The organism is Actinoallomurus iriomotensis (assembly GCF_030269445.1).
Taxonomy (GTDB): domain Bacteria; phylum Actinomycetota; class Actinomycetes; order Streptosporangiales; family Streptosporangiaceae; genus Actinoallomurus; species Actinoallomurus iriomotensis.
Window position 1 is genome coordinate 838,565 of sequence record NZ_BSTJ01000002.1, and the last position, 15,017, is coordinate 853,581.

Annotated in this window: 16 protein-coding genes; 7 read left to right on the forward strand and 9 right to left on the reverse strand. The window is 73.6% G+C overall.

The window, feature by feature from the left end; translation table 11 throughout:
• Positions 1-79 precede the first annotated feature (79 nt).
• Positions 80-982: an aldo/keto reductase gene (locus tag QSK37_RS12500; RefSeq protein ID WP_285619955.1), complete on the reverse strand. Its 903-nt coding sequence runs from the start codon at positions 980-982 to the stop codon at positions 80-82.
• 88 nt (positions 983-1,070) lie between these two features.
• Between QSK37_RS12500 and QSK37_RS12505 the strand changes: the two genes are divergently transcribed.
• Complete coding sequence (locus QSK37_RS12505) at positions 1,071-1,772, forward strand: TetR/AcrR family transcriptional regulator (RefSeq protein ID WP_285619956.1); 702 nt, start codon at positions 1,071-1,073, stop codon at positions 1,770-1,772.
• Between the two features lie 21 nt (positions 1,773-1,793).
• Here the strand turns inward: QSK37_RS12505 and QSK37_RS12510 are convergent, their stop codons facing one another.
• Positions 1,794-4,382, reverse strand: a complete 2,589-nt coding sequence (locus QSK37_RS12510; RefSeq protein ID WP_285619958.1) for an ATP-binding protein — start codon at positions 4,380-4,382, stop codon at positions 1,794-1,796.
• Between the two features lie 292 nt (positions 4,383-4,674).
• Between QSK37_RS12510 and QSK37_RS12515 the strand changes: the two genes are divergently transcribed.
• Positions 4,675-5,052: a group I truncated hemoglobin gene (locus QSK37_RS12515; RefSeq protein ID WP_285619959.1), complete on the forward strand. Its 378-nt coding sequence runs from the start codon at positions 4,675-4,677 to the stop codon at positions 5,050-5,052.
• 72 nt (positions 5,053-5,124) lie between these two features.
• Here the strand turns inward: QSK37_RS12515 and QSK37_RS12520 are convergent, their stop codons facing one another.
• A complete protein-coding gene (locus QSK37_RS12520) occupies positions 5,125-5,718 on the reverse strand; it encodes an NADPH-dependent FMN reductase (RefSeq protein WP_285619961.1) in 594 nt (197 codons plus the stop codon).
• Positions 5,719-5,830: 112 nt separating this feature from the next.
• On the opposite strand from QSK37_RS12520, the gene QSK37_RS12525 reads away from it, so the two are divergent.
• Complete coding sequence (locus QSK37_RS12525) at positions 5,831-6,670, forward strand: helix-turn-helix domain-containing protein (RefSeq protein WP_285619963.1); 840 nt, start codon at positions 5,831-5,833, stop codon at positions 6,668-6,670.
• Between the two features lie 30 nt (positions 6,671-6,700).
• On the opposite strand, the gene QSK37_RS12530 is transcribed toward QSK37_RS12525, so the two are convergent.
• The gene (locus tag QSK37_RS12530; RefSeq protein ID WP_285619965.1) at positions 6,701-7,312 is read right to left on the reverse strand and encodes a UbiX family flavin prenyltransferase; all 612 of its coding nucleotides are present in this window, start codon (positions 7,310-7,312) and stop codon (positions 6,701-6,703) included.
• A 183-nt stretch (positions 7,313-7,495) separates the two neighbouring features.
• On the opposite strand from QSK37_RS12530, the gene QSK37_RS12535 reads away from it, so the two are divergent.
• Entirely contained in the window at positions 7,496-8,593 is a 1,098-nt protein-coding gene (locus tag QSK37_RS12535; protein WP_285619967.1) for an SRPBCC family protein, read from the forward strand.
• A gap of 85 nt (positions 8,594-8,678) precedes the next feature.
• Positions 8,679-9,413 carry an HAD family hydrolase gene (locus tag QSK37_RS12540; protein ID WP_285619968.1) on the forward strand — a complete coding sequence of 245 codons (735 nt, stop codon included), beginning with the start codon at positions 8,679-8,681 and terminating at the stop codon, positions 9,411-9,413.
• Positions 9,414-9,523: 110 nt separating this feature from the next.
• Here the strand turns inward: QSK37_RS12540 and QSK37_RS12545 are convergent, their stop codons facing one another.
• Complete coding sequence (locus QSK37_RS12545) at positions 9,524-10,471, reverse strand: AraC family transcriptional regulator (RefSeq protein ID WP_285619970.1); 948 nt, start codon at positions 10,469-10,471, stop codon at positions 9,524-9,526.
• Between the two features lie 103 nt (positions 10,472-10,574).
• On the opposite strand from QSK37_RS12545, the gene QSK37_RS12550 reads away from it, so the two are divergent.
• Positions 10,575-11,069 (forward strand): anthrone oxygenase family protein, encoded by a 495-nt coding sequence (locus QSK37_RS12550; protein WP_285566132.1) that lies wholly within the window; start codon positions 10,575-10,577, stop codon positions 11,067-11,069.
• On the opposite strand, the gene QSK37_RS12555 is transcribed toward QSK37_RS12550, so the two are convergent.
• Entirely contained in the window at positions 11,047-11,823 is a 777-nt protein-coding gene (locus QSK37_RS12555) for an NAD(P)H-dependent oxidoreductase (protein ID WP_285619971.1), read from the reverse strand. The two genes, QSK37_RS12550 and QSK37_RS12555, sit on opposite strands and share 23 nt — an antisense overlap.
• 118 nt (positions 11,824-11,941) lie before the next feature.
• Here QSK37_RS12555 and QSK37_RS12560 point away from each other — a divergent pair, with 118 nt between their 5' ends.
• Positions 11,942-12,790 carry a helix-turn-helix transcriptional regulator gene (locus tag QSK37_RS12560; RefSeq protein ID WP_285619972.1) on the forward strand — a complete coding sequence of 283 codons (849 nt, stop codon included), beginning with the start codon at positions 11,942-11,944 and terminating at the stop codon, positions 12,788-12,790.
• A gap of 10 nt (positions 12,791-12,800) precedes the next feature.
• Here the strand turns inward: QSK37_RS12560 and sigJ are convergent, their stop codons facing one another.
• Genes sigJ through QSK37_RS12575 form a run of 3 tightly spaced genes read right to left on the reverse strand, consistent with a single transcriptional unit; the run spans position 12,801 to position 15,007 of the window.
• On the reverse strand, positions 12,801-13,676 hold the full coding sequence (sigJ, locus tag QSK37_RS12565; protein ID WP_285619974.1) for an RNA polymerase sigma factor SigJ: 876 nt from the start codon (positions 13,674-13,676) through the stop codon (positions 12,801-12,803).
• Positions 13,673-14,416 (reverse strand): SDR family oxidoreductase, encoded by a 744-nt coding sequence (locus QSK37_RS12570; protein ID WP_285619975.1) that lies wholly within the window; start codon positions 14,414-14,416, stop codon positions 13,673-13,675. Before QSK37_RS12570 ends, sigJ begins: the two co-directional genes overlap by 4 nt.
• A gap of 57 nt (positions 14,417-14,473) precedes the next feature.
• On the reverse strand, positions 14,474-15,007 hold the full coding sequence (locus tag QSK37_RS12575; protein WP_285566140.1) for a CGNR zinc finger domain-containing protein: 534 nt from the start codon (positions 15,005-15,007) through the stop codon (positions 14,474-14,476).
• Positions 15,008-15,017 lie beyond the last annotated feature (10 nt).

The window sequence follows — 15,017 nt, forward strand, 5'->3', positions numbered from 1 at the left end:
GAGCCCGCGCGGCTGCCGTCGCTCGCTCCATGCCGGCGGCCGGCCCGGCCCGACGCCGAACGTGACGCCGAACGGTTGCTCAGCGGCGGCTCCCCGCCGCGGATCTGAGCGCGTCGAGCGTGGATCGGTGCGGCTGGTCGATGACGGCCTTTGACTCGTCGGCGAGGCCGGTCAGGCGGGCCACCTCGGCATCGGTCAGGTTCTCGGCGACCTCCGCCGCGGCGATGTTGGCGCGCAGGTGATCGGGGTTCGCCGTGCCGGGGATGACGACCACGGCGGGGGAACGGCGCAGCAGCCAGGCCAGCGCGACCTGGGCCGGTGTCGCGCCGAGGCGCTCCGCGGGGCCGCTCAGCTCTTCGTGGCCGGTGAGCCGCCCGGAGGCCAGCGGGAAGTAGGGGACGAACATGATGTCCTGCGCCTCGCAGTCGGCGAGAACCTGGACGCCGCTGCGGTCGAGCAGGTTGAAGCGGTTCTGCACGGCCGCGATCGGCGTCATCTTCTGCGCGCGGGCCAGCATCTCCGGCGACGCGCCGGACAGGCCGATGCGGCGGATGAGCCCCTGATCGCGCAGCTCGACGAGCACGCCGAGCGCGTCCTCCAGCGGCACGTCGCTCGGCGGTGCCGGACCGTCGCCGCCGAGCCGCAGGTACGTCAACTCGCTCGCCTCCGCACCCAGGTCGGCCAGCGCCTCGTGCACCTGCCGGCGGACCGTGTCCGGGTGGTCGGTGATGATCCACGACCCGTCCGGGCCGCGCCCGGCACCGACCTTGTTGCCGACGATCAGCCCCTCCGGGAACGGCCGCAGCGCCTCCCCGATCAGCCGGTTCACCGTACGCGGCCCGTACGCGTTCGCGGTGTCGAGGAACGTGACTCCCAGCTCGACCGCCAGGCGCAACACCCGCCGCGCCGACTCGGGGTCGTCCGGCGGCCCCCATACGTTCGGTCCGGCGAGCTGCATGGCGCCGTATCCGACACGATTCACTGGTTTCTCCCTCGATGTATCGACGTTACGCCATTCGGCGTATCACTGGCGGTATCAGTGATACGCCGAATGGCGTAGCATTGCAACCGTGGACGACGCGAAGACCCGTACCCGGCGGCAGATCCTCGAGGTGGCGGCCGACCTCCTGGAACGGGAGGGCGCCCAGGCGGTCTCCACGCGCTCGGTCGCCGCGGCGGCCGGCATCCGCGCCGCCTCCCTCTACCAGCTCTTCGGCGACAAGGACGGCCTCCTCGCGGCCCTGGCCATCCACGGCTTCGACCTATACCTGGCCGAGAAGCAGGACTTGGCGCACACCGACGACCCGGTCGACGACATGCGCCGCGGCTGGGACATGCACGTCGACTTCGGCCTACGCCACCCCGCCTTCTACCTGCTGATGTTCGGCACCGGCCGTCCCGGCCGCCGCCCGCCCGCCGCCGACGAGGCAGGCGGCCTCCTGCTGAAGTTCCTCGACCGCGTCGCCGCCGCCGGCCGCCTCCGGGTCCCGCCCGCCCTCGCCGCCCGCCTCTGTCTGGCCGCCGTCACCGGCGTCACCCTGTCGCTGGTCGGCACCCCCGCCGAGGACCGCGACCCGGAGATCTCCTCGAGAACTCGCGACACCCTCATCGACTCCATCACCACCGACCCGCCCCCGGCCATGGACCCCGGCCTCGCCGCCCGAGCCCTTGCCCTCGACGCCGCCCTCACCGACGCGGGCGGGGCCGCTTTCCCGCTCCGCCCGGCCGAGACCGCCCTCCTGCGCGACTGGCTCCACCGGCTCGCCCGCTGACCCGAACGGCCGCGCGGGAGCTCAGCCCTCCTCCGGCCGCCGCGTCCTGGCCAGGATGTGCTCCGCCCGCGCCTCGCCGACCTCGTTGCCGAGGCTCTGGTAGATCCGTACGGCCTCCTCGGCCGGCTCGCGCGCCTCGGCGGGCCGGCCGGCGTCGATGAGGATCTCCGCGAGCGTGCGCAGGCACCGTGCCTGGAACCAGCGGTCACCGAGCTCGCGGAAGGTCCCGGCGGTGTGCCGGAGCGCGGTGACCGCCTCCTCGGTCCGGCCGAGCCGGCTCAGCGCCCGTCCCTCCGACAGCTCGGTACGGGCGACGCCCCACGTGTCGCCGAGGCCTTCGAGCGTGTCCATGGCGCGGCGGACGAACGCCAGCTCGCGCAGGCCGTTCTTCGGGTCGCCGACCTCGCCCGCGGCGCGCAGGCAGCGCGCCTCCTCCCACTGCTCGTGCCGCAGCCGGAACATCTCCGCGGCCCGCTCCAGGACCTGCGCCGCCCGGTTGAACGCGGCGTCCGCCGCGAGGCCGTCGCCGCGGGCCCGCAGGTCGGCCGCCTCGGCGGCGCTGACGTCGCCCATCGCGCGGAGGGTCTGCGCCTCCGAGTAGCGGTTGCCGTCGCTCTCGAAGACGCCGAGCGCCTCGTCCAGCAGGGCGCGGGCCTCCTGGTGCCGGCCCTGCGCGAGCCGCAGCTCGGCCAGGTTGCGCTGCGTGCGCGCGTGCCACCAGCGGTCGCCCACGGAGGCGAACCCGGCGATCGCCGCCAGCAGATGGCGCTGCCCCTCGTCCAGGTTGCCGGCGTCCCGCAGGCAGACGCCGACCGTGCGCATCGCGCGCGCCGCCCACCACGGTTCGCGCAGCCCCTCGAAGATCGCCAAGGCCTCCTCGGCGCTCGTACGGGCCAGGTCACCGCGGCCCAACCCGCCCGAGACCGCGGCGCGTTCCATCAGGGCGATGCCGACCGAGCGCCGGTCCCCGAGCCGGCCGGCCGCCAGCAGCGTCGTCTCCGCCACGGCCCGCCACTCCTGCCAGAACAGCCGCATCGAGTGGCACAGCGAGCAGAACGCCCGGCCGAGCCGCCAGGCCTCCTCCCACATCTCCAGGCTCGCCGCCTGGTTCACCCCGGCCACGAGCGTCAGGCGCTCGGCGTAGAACCACGGCTCGGGGGCGATCTCGCCGGAGTCCTGCTCGCCGCGTCGCGCGTGACGGCGCCAGTCCTGCGGCCAGCGCGCGGCGGCGGCCAGTTCGGCCCGCCGACGGTAGCCCGCGAGCGTACGGTCGATGACCGCGCGACGCTGCTCGCCGGTGTCCTCGTGCTCGGCCCGTTCGCGGGCGTAGAGCCGGACCAGGTCGTGCAGGCGGTAGCGGCCCGTGCCGGTGGCGTCCTTGCCGGAGTACTCCACGAGCTGGGCGTCGACCAGCGCCTCGAGCTGGTCGACGCCGTCCAGCTTGGAGGTGCCGAGCAGCGAACCGGCCGCCCACGAGGGCAGGTCGGGCGCGGACAGCAGGGCGAAGGACCGCAGCAGCCGCCGCTGCAGGTCCGTACAGTCCTCGTAGCTCAGCCACAGGGTCGCGCGGACGCTCTTGTCGATCTGGTCGCCGTCGATCTCCAGCTCGTCGAGCCGCCGGCGGCGCTCGTCGCTGAGCCGGTCGGCCATCTCGGCCAGCGACCAGGTGCGGCGCGCGGCGAGCCGCCCACCGCAGATGCTGACCGCCAGCGGCAGGTGGTCGCACAGGGCCGCGACGCGCACGGCCGCCTCGGCGTCGGCGGCCACCCGGTCGTCGCCGGCCAGGCGGGCCAGCAGTTCCACCGCCTGCGGCTCGGTGAACTCCTGCAACCGTACGTCCAGGGTGTTGCGCAGGTAGAGCGGCTGCCGCGAGGTGACGAGCACGGCGCAGCCGGTCTCGGGCGGCACGATCGCCTGCACCTGGTCGGCGAACTGCGCGTTGTCCAGGAAGATCAGGATGCGGCGGCCCTTCACCCAGGTCCACCACAACTTCTGCAGGTCGGCCAGGCCGCCCGGGTCGGTGGTGAGCCGGACGCCGAGGGCGAGCAGGAAGCCGGTCAGCACGTCTTCGGCCCGCACCCGCACGTCACCGGTGCCGCGGAGGTCGCAGTAGAGCTGGCCGTCCGGGTAACGCCCGGCCACCTCGTGCGCGAACCGCGTCGCCAGCGCCGACTTTCCGACGCCTCCAGGCCCGTGTACGGAGACGACGACGCACCCGCTCCATTCCCGCGCTTTCCTGCCCGCGGCCTGTTCGGTGAACACCTGATGAAGTCTGGCCAAATGCTCGGCGCGGCCGGTGAAATGCGCGACGACCGGAGGCAACTGGGCGGGCGCGACGGCTCCGCCGATGGGCACCGGCCGCTCACGGGCGGAATCGCGCGCCTCGCGCTGGGACACCAGGGCGATCAGCCCGGCGAGGACCGACCCGCCCGTGACGATCGCCAGCCGCGCGAAAGGCGGCAGTTTGAACGCGTCGAGGGCCGTCGTCAGGGCTGTGACCAGCACTGTCAGGGCGGCGACCGCCAATGGCGTGGCCAGCCGGATCGTACTGTCGCGGCGCACGCGCGAAGGCGGGCCGGCCGCCTCCGACCGCCGGCGCGGTTCGCGCATGAAATCGCCTCTGGGTGTTCGCCTTTCCCGACATTTGGCATCGTGCACATGCTCGCGCCATTCACGCAAGCGCGTATCGGCACATGATCGGGTCGCGGGTTGACCTCGCCCGCCGGAATTAACCGCAATTTCGGCGCGCGTACCGCAGCGTGTCCCCTATTCCCGGTCTCACAGCGCCCGGCCCTCGCTTGTGCACGGAGTGTCTCATCCCGCTTACGGCCGATTGATCGTGACGTAACGGCCGCGCTCTGTCATGGACCGCACGACGACGTGTCCCTCCGAAGGAGTTCCCGTGGCAGAGCCAACCATCTACGAGTCGATCGGCGGCGAGGCGGCGCTGGTGAGCGTGGTCGACGATCTCTACGTCCGGATCCTGGCCGACGACCGGCTCTCCGGCTTCTTCGTCGGCACCGGCCTGCCCCGGCTCAAGGGCCGGCAGGTGGAGTTCTTCGGCGCGGCGCTCGGCGGCCCGATGACCTACACCGGCGCCCCGATGAAGAAGGTGCACCGCGGACGGGGGATCGAGCAGGAGCACTTCGACCTCGTCGCGGGGCACCTCGTGGACGCGTTGCGCGGAGCGGGCGTACCCGACCCCACGATCGACCAGATCATCGCGGCGGTGGCCCCGCTCGCCGACGACATCGTCACCAGACCCGCCCTCGCCGACTGACGTCCGCCAGGACAGGGGGGTCGCGCGGCGACACCACCGTGCGGCTCCCGACTCGGCGGTGTCGCCGCTCCGTCAGGCCGGGTACGGGCTCGCCTCGCGCGCGGCGCTCAGGGCGGCGGTCCACCAGGCGAGCTGGTCCAGCAGGACCTTGGCGTACCCGGGCGCCTCGGGGTCCAGTGGCCGGCCGTCCTGCCACGCGGTGAAGTAGTTCGGGAACGCCAGACCGTCGCGGATGGTCACCGCGTGCAGTTCGGTGAGGACGTTCTCCAGGTGGAGGGCGGCATGCCGGCCTCCGGCCGCGCCGCCGTAGCTGACGAAGGCCACCGGCTTGGCCGTCCACTGGGTGAAGTGCCAGTCGATGGCGGCCTTCAGCGAGGCCGGGTAGCTGTGGTTGTACTCGGGCGTGACCAGGATGACGGCCTCAGCCTCTTCCAGGCGGGACGTCAGGGGCGCCATCCCTTCGGGGCGCGGGTAGGAGTCGCCTGCGAACTTCGGCGACGCCGCCGGCAACGACAGCGGGATCTCGACGTCGGCGAGGTCGACGACCTCGACGTCGAACCCACCGTGCGCGCGTGCCTGCTCGGCGACCCAGGAGGCGACGACGGGCCCGAACCGGCCCTCGCGGACGCTCCCGACGATGATGACCAACGTGTGCTTCTCGCTCATGTGCTCCACGGTCCGCCGCCGCCGCGGCGGCAGCCAGGCCGGGCGCAGGCTGGCCCCCACAGGGCCACCCTGCGCCGTTCTCGCGCATTCGCGCCGCGCCTAGACTCCGGCCATGGGCACGCCACTGGGCGACTTCGTCCGCGCGAAGCGCGACAGCATCCAGCCCGAGTCGTACGGGCTCCCCGAGCACGGCCGTCGGCGCTCCCCGGGGTTGCGACGCTCGGACCTGGCCACGCGCGCCGGGATCAGCGTCGAGTACCTCACCCGCATCGAGCAGGGACGAGACCGCAACCCCTCCCCCGCCGTGGTCCACGCTCTCGCCGACGCCCTGAGCCTGGATGCCGCGGAACGCGACCACCTGCGCTACCTCGCCAAGATCAGCGGCGGGGCCTGCACCGGGCTTCAGCGGCCGGAGCCGCTCAGCCGCGACGTGCGTCCCACCGTGCTGGCGACCCTCCGGCTCCTCGAACCCGCGGTCGCGTTCGTCACCAACCGCCTGGGTGACGTGCTCGCGCACACCGGCGGGTTCGAGGCGGTGATGCGCGGAAGCGGGCTGCTGGAGACCCCGGAGCCGAACCTGACGCGCTACGTGTTCACCGACCCGCGGGCCCGGACGTTCTTCGCCGACTGGCACCAGGTGGCCGACGAACAGGCCTTCGACCTGTGGCTCGGACCGTCCGTGGAGACCGCGGAATGGTTCAAGGCCGAGCTCGCCCCTCTCGCCGGGCAGGAGTTCACCCGGCGGCTCGACCGTCAGCTGCCCCCGCCGCGGGTCCCGCTTCGGCTCAACCACGACACCGCGCACGAGCTGCGGTGGCATCGGGAACGACTGGAGCTGCCGCGCGCCGACGCGCAGCAGCTGGTCGTCCTGCTGCCCGCCGACGAGACGACGGCGGAGGCCGTGGAACGGCTGCGCCGTCGGCCCGGAGGCACTCTTCGCGCGATCGGTTGACGCGGCCGGGGGCGCGGTGGCCTCCATGCCTCACCGGTCCGCCGGGCTCCCGCCGATCTCCCCCTGCCAGGGCTGGGGGGCGAGTTCGCGGACGCCCACTCTGGCCAGGGCCCGCCTGGCCGTGTGGTCGACCATCTCCTCGATCGAGACGGGCTGCGCGTAGAAGGCGGGGACCGGCGGCGCGATGATCGCACCCGCCTCGGCCGCGGCGGTCATGGCCCGCAGGTGCCCGAGGTGCAGCGGCGTCTCGCGGACGAGGAGCAGCACCGGGCGGCCCTCTTTCAGGCACACGTCGGCGGCGCGGCTGATCAGGTCGTCGGCGTAGGTGTAGGCGATCGCGCTGAGCGTCTTGATCGAACAGGGCGCGACCACCATCGCGTCGGCGGGGAAGGAGCCGGAGGCGATGGCCGCGCCGACATCGCCCGGCCGGTACGTCACGTCGGCGAGCGCCTCCACCTCACGGATCGACATGCCGCACTCGTGGCGCAGCGTCATGCGCCCGGCGCGCGACACGATGAGGTGGGTCTCGATCCCCCGGTGCTCGCGCAGCAGTGTGAGCATGCGCAGGCCGTACGGGGCGCCGCTGGCGCCCGTGATCGCGACGATGATCGTCCGCGTCTCTTCCCGCCGGGGCCTTGTCACCGGACCTCGCCTCGATGGATGAACGTCCTGTTGACGTCCTCCCCGCTCCGGAGGACCGGGATTCCTGCCGCGGGTCACGCTCCCGGGCGTCACGCATACCGGACAGTAGCGGTACGATCCCGGCTCCCCCGCGCACCGTGGAGGCGATCTACGGCGACGGCCTCTCTCCCCGGAAGGACCCCCATGATCATCGAGAACTCCTTCGACGTCGACGCCGACCCGGATCGGGTGTTCGACTTCCTGCAGAACCCGCACAACGTCGCCACCTGCTTCCCCGGCGCGGAGCTCACCGAGGACCTCGGCGACGACCGGTACAAGGGCAAGGTCAAGATCAAGCTCGGCCCGGTGACGGCGTCCTTCTCCGGTACCGCCCGGATCACCGAGAAGGACGAGACCGCGCGGGTCGCGGTGCTGGTCGCCGAGGGCAAGGACGCCCGCGGATCGGGAACGGCCAAGGCGACCGCGACGATGCGCGTGGAGCCGCAGGAGGACGGCGGGTCCAGCGTCCTGCTGAAGACCGACCTGACGATCTCCGGCAGGCTGGCGCAGTTCGGGCGCGGCATCATGGCCGACGTGTCCAACCGGATGGTGGGCGACCTGGCGGCACGGGTACGGGATCGCATCGAGGCCGAACAGGAGAGCGGGACGGCCGACGCTCCGGCCACGGAGACCCCGAAGACTCCCGCGACCGAGGCTCCGGCGGCCTCCCCGGCGACGGAGACTCCGGCGACCGAGACGGCGGCGGCCGACGCCGCCCCGTCCGAGGCGGGCACGTCGGCGGGCACCACCGAGACCGAGGCGCCGGTCCCGACCACACCACCGGCCACGACGAAGCCCGCCACGGACACGGGCTCCGGGACGGCGGCCGACACCGCGAAGACGGACGACGCGGACGCCGCGGCGGTTCCGGCCGAGCCGGCGGCGGCCGACGCCACGCCTTCCGAGGCGCCCGTCCCGACCGCACCACCCACCGCGGACACCACCGAGACCGAAGCACCGGACGCGGGCTCCGGGACGGCGGCCGACGCCGCGCCGTCCGAGGCGGGCACGTCCCCGGGCACCACCGAGACCGAAGCGCCCGTCCCGACCGCACCGCCGGCCGCGGAGAAGGGCGAATCGGCCGCTCCGGCCGAGGCGACCGGAAAGGCCCCCGCCTCGTCCCCGGCGTCGTCCGCCGAGCCCGCGAGCGCCATCAAGGCGAGCACCATGATCAAGGTCGTGGTGGCGGGCATGTTCCGGCGGCTGTTCGCGCGGCTGCGCGGCCGTTCCGACCGCGACTGACCCCGGCGGCGCGCCTCACCGTCCATGCCGTGACCGGTGAGGCGCGTCGCGGCCGCGCCGAGGTGGGACGGTAGGGTCCGGCCTCATGCCTGAACCAGTGGAAGCGGTGCTTTTCGACTTCTCCGGGACTCTCATGGTCACCGGCCCGCCCGACCGGCGGCTGGCCGCGTTGCTCGAAGACGCGGGGATCGAGCTGACGGAGACGGAGGTCCACGAGTGGGCCCGGCGCCTGGAGAGGTCCGGCGGGCTGCCGGGCGGGCACTCCTCCGCGGTCATCCCGGAGGAGATCCGCGCCACCTGGGAGCGGCGTGACCTCGAGCCCGCCGCGCACCGGCGCTCCTACACATGGCTGATCCGCCACGCCGGCTGGCCGTGGCCCGAGCTGGCCGACGCGGTCTACGACGGTTGTACACGGCCAGACGCGTGGACGCCCTACCCCGACACGCTCCCCACCCTGCGCGCGCTGAAGGAGCACGGGATCCGCACGGCCGTGGTCAGCAACGTCGGCTGGGACCCGCGGCCGGTACTCGCCGCCCACGGCGTCGCCGACCTGTTCGACGCCGTCCTCCTGTCGTACGAGGAGGGCCACTGCAAGCCCGATCCCGTACTGTTCAAGACCGCCTGCGCGCGGCTGGACGCCGACCCCGGCCGTACGCTCATGGTGGGCGACGACCGGCGGGCCGACGGCGGCGCCGAGGCGATCGGGATCCAGACGTTCTACGTCGACCCGCTCCCGGCGCGCGAACGTCCCGACGGGTTCGCGCCGCTGCTCGCGGAGGCGCTCAGCCGAACCCCGCGGCGCGATGCTCCTGCGGACTGATCCCCACCTCACGTTCGAAAGCCGCGCGACCGCTCCGACCGTCACGTCCGCCTCACGCAGCAGGCCCGCGGCCGACACCGATCCGCTCGCGCCGCTGCTCGCGGAGGCGCTCAGCCGAACGCCGCGGCGCGATGCTCCTGCGGGCTGATCCCCCGCTCGCGTTTGAAGGCGGCGCTCAACGCGAACGCGCTGCCGTACCCGACCTGCCGTGCGACCGCCGCGACCGTCGCGTCCGGCTCGCGCAGCAGGTCGGCGGCCAACGCCAGACGTAGATCGGTGAGGTACGTCATCGGCGGCTCGCCGACCAGGTCGCTGAACCGCCGCGCCAGGGCGGCCCGTGAGACGCCCGTCCGTGCCGCCAGCGCGGCCACGGTCCACGGATGGGCCGGCTCGCCGTGCAGCAGCCGCAGCGCCGCGCCGACCACCGGGTCGCCCTGCGCGCGGTACCAGCCCGGCACCTCGGCCTCCGGGCGGGAGAACCACGCCCGCAGGACGGCGGTGAGCAGCAGGTCCAGCAACCGGTCGAGCAGCGCCTGCTGGCCCGGCGCGTCGCGGTGCAGTTCCTCGCCGAGCAGCGGCAGCAGCGGTGAGTCCCAGGCGTCGGCCGGGAGCACGAGGCGCTGCGGCAGCACCCGCGACAGCCGCCCGTTGATCTCACCCTCGAACTCGTAGACGCCGGTGAACAACTCGGTGGCTCCGGCCGCGTCGTCCGTCCGGTCGCCCCAGGTCCGCAGGCCGAGTGCCATGGCCGCGGACAGCGACTCCCCCTCCGGCGTGGCACAGCGCTGCCCCGGGTGGATCACGACACGGGGCGGCGTCGCCGGATCGTCGGCGACCGTGTACGGGTGCGGACCGCGGATGACGGCGACGTCGCCGGGACCGAGGCGTACGGCGGCGTCGTCGTCCGGCACCAGCCACGCCTCGCCGCGCACGACCGACGCCACGGTCAGCGGCGCCCGGTCCTCGATCCGCAGCGACCACGGCGGTGTCAGGATCGACCGCAGCAGGAACGCGTCCCGGGCCCTCGGCCCGTCGAGCAGGCGCGCGAGCGGATCCATGCGCTCACTTTAAGTGCCTCGTCGACGGACCTGGACGCACGGACATGCGCACGAGCGTCTCGGCCATGGTCGCCGCGCCGCGGCCGGCGGTTCACTGAGCGGCATGAAGATCCTGACAGGGCTCTCCGCCACCGCGACGCTGCTGTTCGCCGCCGCGCTGGCCGGAGTCTTCTTCGCCTACTCGATATCGGTGATGATCGGGCTCGACGCCGTCAAGCCGGACCATGCCATCGCCGCGATGCGTGCCATCAACGTGAAGATCCAGAATCCCCTGTTCCTCATGGCGTTCCTGCTGATGCCGGTGGCGGGGGCGGTCACGGGCGTGCTGCTGCTCGTCTCCGGGCAGCGCACGGCGGGCATGCTCTTCTTCGCTGCGACGGCGGTGTACGTCCTGGGGGTGCTCGTGCCGAGCTTCGCGGTCAACATCCCGATGAACGACGCGCTGGACGCCGCGCGGCCGTCGGCCGGGGAGACGGCACGTGTCTGGTCCGACTACTCCTCCCGGTGGACCGCGTGGAACCATGTGCGCACCCTGTCGAGCCTGCTCAGCGTGCTCTCCGTCGGCGCGGGCCTGTTCATCTGGGGCCGTGGCGCCTGACGTGGACCGCGAGGCCGCCGGCGCCGGAATCCAGCTCAGGGCGCAGCTCCATCGTCCGCGTGTAGTCGCCGCCCGCCAGCGGCCGGTACGCGATCGGCTCGTCGGTGAACAGGGCGCGCAGCCGCGCCGCGTACGCCTCCGTGATCGCGGCGAACCTCGTCTCGCCGATCTCGATGGAGTCCCAGACGGCGAACGGCGGCAGCACGTCCATGCCGGTGTAGTAGAGGAGCCCGTGCTGGATCGGGAACAGCAGGTCGTCCAGGTGCCCGTGGACGCCGCGCGCCGAGAACGACCGTTCGGCGGCGCCGATGGTCAGCGACACCATGGCCCGGCGGCCAGCGAGTGTGCCGTCGCCGTACAGGGCCCGGCCCTTCGTGCCCACGCCGTACCCGAACCCGTGCGTGAAGACCCGGTCCACCCAGCCCTTGAGCACGGCCGGCATCGAGAACCACCACATCGGGAACTGCAGGATCAGCGCGTCGGACCACAGCAGCTTCTCCTGCTCCGCGGCGATGTCCGATGCCAGGCGTCCCTCGGCGTACGCGCGGCCGGAGGCGCCGATCACGTCGAGCCGCTCGTCCGGGTCGTGGCCGGGGAAGTCCCCGGCCACGACGCCGGGCCGCCAGCGCATGGCGTACAGGTCGGAGACACGGACGTCATGACCGGCGCGGCGCAGCTCGGCGGCGGCGAAGGCGGTGAGCGCGCCGTTGAGGGAGCGCGGCTCGGGGTGCGCGGTGACGATGAGGATGTTCATGTATCCGTTGTCGCGCCGTCCGGCGCGCGGAACCAGTGCCCGGTGTTTCCACCGGTCGCGGTGTCCTGGTACTCACAGGGCCACGTTCAACACCCGGGAGATGCGCATACTGAAACGCATGGATGACGACGGCCGGGAGCTCGGCGCGTTCCTGCGCTCACGACGCGCACGGGTGGCCCCCGAGAGCATGGGCATCGCGGTGGGCTCGCGCCGCCGCGTGCCGGGCCTGCGACGAGAGGAGCTGGCGCAGCTCGCCGGGATCAGCGTCGACTACTACGTACGGCTGGAGCAGGGGCGCGCGACGCAGCCGTCCCCGGAGATCCTCGACGCGCTCGCGGACGTGCTCGGCCTCGGCCGCACCGAACGCGAGCACCTGCGCGCGCTGACCGCGGCGCCGCGGAAGGTCCGCAGGTCGTCGCGGCGGCGGCCGGAGCGGGTACGGCCGGAGCTGCAGCGGCTGCTCGACGCGATGTACGGCCTGCCGGCCCTGGTCACCGGGCACCGCCAGGACGTGCTGGCCTGGAACCGGCTGGGCTCGGAGCTGGCCGGCGGGCTCGACGAGGGCCGGCGCGACCGCAACAACGCGCGTTATCTGTTCCTGGATCCGGCCTCACGGGAGACGTTCCCCGACTGGGCGCAGCGCGCGCGGGAGACCGTGGCGGTGCTGCGCCTCGCCGCGGGGCGGCACGCCGACGACGAGCGGCTGCGCGAGCTGGTCGGCGAACTCTCGGTGCGCAGCGAGGAGTTCGGCGCGCTGTGGGCGTCCGCCGACGTGATGGTGTGCGGGAGCGGGACCAAGCGCTTCCGCCATCCGGCGGTCGGGGAGCTGACCCTGCGCTATGAGACCCTCCAGCTTCCGGTGTCCGCGGGTCAGACGGGCCAGGAGCTGCACGTGTACAACGCCGAGGACGCCGGCGCCGAGGAGGCCCTGCGGCTCCTCGGCGCGTGGACGGCCTCGCCGCGCTGACCCGTCGGGCTCAGTCGCGGACGGCGGTGAGCTTGTCCGGGTTCCGTACGACGTCCAGAGCGGTGATCCGCCCGGCGTCGACGGTCGCCGCCAGCACCGACCGGACCCCGTCCGCGTCCTCCAGCACCAGGCCGACCGCGCCGTTGACCAGCGCCGTCCGTACGCGCCGGGGCGGGCGGCGGGTGAAGGCGAGCAGCCACCGCGCGACGTCCTCGACTCCCCGTACGGGCTCCGGCAGGGCGCTGACCCGGCCGCCGCCGTCGCCACGGACGACCACGTCCGGATCGAGCAGCGTGATCAGCCGCTTCAGGTCGCCGTCCCGGCATGCCTCGGCGAAGGCCGCGACCAGCGCGGCCTGCTCGCCGTGCGTGGGCGGGAACCGCGGAAGGCCACGCTCGACGTGCCGCCGGGCGCGTGAGGCGAGCTGACGCACGGCCGCCGGCGTCCGGCCGACGACGGCCGCGACCTCCTCGAACGGGAGCCCGAAGACGTCGTGCAGCAGAAACGCGGTGCGCTCGGCCGGGGTGAGCTGTTCGAGGACCACGAGCAGCGCCATGCTGACCGACTCGTCCAGCGTCACGCGCTCGGCCGGATCGTCGCTCTCGACGAGCGGCTCGGGCAGCCACGTGCCGACGTAACGCTCGCGGCGGGCGCGGGCGCGGGCGCTGCCCAGTGCGTCGAGCGCGAGCCGCCCGACCGTGCGGGTCAGCCAGGAGGGCAGGTCGCGGATGGCGAGCGGGTCCGGGACGCCGCGCAGCCGCAGCCAGGCCTCCTGGACGCAGTCCTCCGCCTCGGCCAGCGACCCGGTCGTCGCGTACGCCACCCGCAGCAGCCGTGGCCGCTGTCGCTCGAACGCCCACGCGAGCGTCTCCTCGGCCGCCGTCATCGCGTGGCCGTCAGCCAGGCCGCGAACGGCACCGTGCCCCGCACGTCGGGCCGTTCGGCGGTGAGCACGCCCGCGCGCAGGGCCCGGCCCAGCCGGCCCGGCAATGGCAGGGGCAGCAGCGGCGCGCGGCGGCCGGTGGCCGAACGCCACGTACGGGCCAGGTCGCGCGCGTCCGCGATCTCCGGACCGGCGACCGCGACCCGTCCGCGCCGCGCGGGGCCCTCCGCGACGTCGGCGACCGCGCGGGCGGCCTCGGTGGCGGCGACCGTCTGCAGGCGGGCCCTGGGCACCGGCAGCACGCCCCGGCGTCCGGCCGCGGTCAGCGTCGCGGCGACGTACTCGTGGAACTGGGTCGCGCGCACGATGCTCCACGGCACCGGCCCGTTCTCGACCACGCGCTCCTGCTCGGTCTTGACGCGGAAGTAGGCCATCGGCACCCGATCGCATCCGACGATCGAGACGCACACGTGATGGCCGACGCCGGCGGTCTCCTCGGCGGCGAGCAGCCGCCGCGAGCCGTCCACCAGGACCCGCCCGGCCCGTTTCGAGGAGTCGTTGCTCGCGTCGACCACGACGTCGCAGCCCTCCAGCGCGGCCGCCAGCCCGTCACCCGTCTCGAGGTCGACGGGGTACTCGGGCGCGCGGCGGCTGAGCACGCGGACCTCGTGTCCCCGCGCTCGCAGCTCCGCCGCGGTGTGCCCGCCGAGTGTCCCCGTGCCTCCGGTTATCGCGATTCTCATGCCGAGAAGACGACGCCGCCGCCCGTTGTGTGACATCTCGCAGGTGAGCTCCGGAGCTCACCGGCCTCGGGCGCGGAACGCGGCGGTCTTGACGCGGTTCTGGCAGGCGGTGGAGCAGAAGCGGCGGGTGCCGTTGCGGGAGGTGTCGACGTAGACGCGGTCGCAGTGCGGCGCCGTGCACACGCCCAGCCGGTCGTGGAACTCGCTGCCCAGGACCACCGCCAGGCCGGTCGCGCAGCCGGCCACCCAGTCGGTGGACACGGTGCCGCCGGAGCCGTGGAAGTGCAGGTGCCACGGCTCGCCGTCGTGCCGGTTCAGGTGCGGGCGCGCGTGGGTCACCTCGAGCAGGTGGTTGACCTGGTGGGCGGCGGCGTCGAGGTCGCCGCCCGCGACCGCGGTGAAGACGGCGCGCAGCTCGACGGCCATCTCGGCGAGGACGGTGGTGTCCTGCTCACCGAGGTCGCCGGCGCCGATCTCGATGAGGGCCGTACGGCGCGCCTCACCGACCGGCGGGGTGTACGGGCGGCCGCGCCGCTCCCCCTCGGTGAGCGTGTTCACCAGGCCGACGGCGAGACGGACGACCAAGTCCATGTGACTGTTG

Bases quoted from the DNA above. Each gene is read 5' to 3' on its own strand.
- QSK37_RS12550 (WP_285566132.1), top strand. From the start codon at position 10,575: ATGAAGATCCTGACAGGGCTCTCCGCCACCGCGACGCTGCTGTTCGCC.
- QSK37_RS12570 (WP_285619975.1), bottom strand. From the start codon at position 14,416: ATGAGAATCGCGATAACCGGAGGCACGGGGACACTCGGCGGGCACACC.
- QSK37_RS12540 (WP_285619968.1), top strand. From the start codon at position 8,679: ATGCCTGAACCAGTGGAAGCGGTGCTTTTCGACTTCTCCGGGACTCTC.
- QSK37_RS12545 (WP_285619970.1), bottom strand. From the start codon at position 10,471: ATGGATCCGCTCGCGCGCCTGCTCGACGGGCCGAGGGCCCGGGACGCG.
- QSK37_RS12520 (WP_285619961.1), bottom strand. From the start codon at position 5,718: ATGAGCGAGAAGCACACGTTGGTCATCATCGTCGGGAGCGTCCGCGAG.
- QSK37_RS12575 (WP_285566140.1), bottom strand. From the start codon at position 15,007: ATGGACTTGGTCGTCCGTCTCGCCGTCGGCCTGGTGAACACGCTCACC.
- QSK37_RS12535 (WP_285619967.1), top strand. From the start codon at position 7,496: ATGATCATCGAGAACTCCTTCGACGTCGACGCCGACCCGGATCGGGTG.
- QSK37_RS12525 (WP_285619963.1), top strand. From the start codon at position 5,831: ATGGGCACGCCACTGGGCGACTTCGTCCGCGCGAAGCGCGACAGCATC.
- QSK37_RS12510 (WP_285619958.1), bottom strand. From the start codon at position 4,382: ATGCGCGAACCGCGCCGGCGGTCGGAGGCGGCCGGCCCGCCTTCGCGC.
- QSK37_RS12560 (WP_285619972.1), top strand. From the start codon at position 11,942: ATGGATGACGACGGCCGGGAGCTCGGCGCGTTCCTGCGCTCACGACGC.
- QSK37_RS12555 (WP_285619971.1), bottom strand. From the start codon at position 11,823: ATGAACATCCTCATCGTCACCGCGCACCCCGAGCCGCGCTCCCTCAAC.
- sigJ (WP_285619974.1), bottom strand. From the start codon at position 13,676: ATGACGGCGGCCGAGGAGACGCTCGCGTGGGCGTTCGAGCGACAGCGG.